The organism is Solirhodobacter olei, from assembly GCF_004010155.1.
Taxonomy (GTDB): domain Bacteria; phylum Pseudomonadota; class Alphaproteobacteria; order Rhodobacterales; family Rhodobacteraceae; genus Solirhodobacter; species Solirhodobacter olei.
In genome coordinates this window covers 1-325 of record NZ_RRYH01000065.1, presented here as the reverse complement: position 1 = coordinate 325, position 325 = coordinate 1, and the positions used below count along the sequence as shown (strand labels likewise).

1 pseudogene is annotated in these 325 nt (G+C 66.8%); it reads left to right on the top strand.

Annotated elements, in window-relative coordinates:
* Positions 1-325 (top strand): annotated as a pseudogene (locus tag EIP85_RS22295) (Re/Si-specific NAD(P)(+) transhydrogenase subunit alpha); the annotation flags it as partial.

Below are 325 nucleotides of genomic sequence, written 5' to 3'. Positions count from 1 at the left end.
AGGTGGTGAAGACCGCCCCGGCGCTCTGGAAGGCGGCGGATGTCGTCGTCAAGGTGCGCCAGCCGGAGGAGGCCGAGGTCAAGCGGCTGCGCCACGGGCAGCTTCTGATCTCGTTCTTCTACCCGGCGCAGAACGAGCGGCTTCTGGAACTGGCCAAGGACCAGGGCGCCAATGTGATCGCCATGGACATGGTGCCGCGGATCTCCCGCGCGCAGAAGATGGATGCGCTGTCCTCGATGGCCAATATTGCGGGCTACCGCGCGGTGGTGGAGGCGGCGAACAACTTCGGGCGCTTCTTCACCGGCCAGGTGACGGCGGCGGGCAA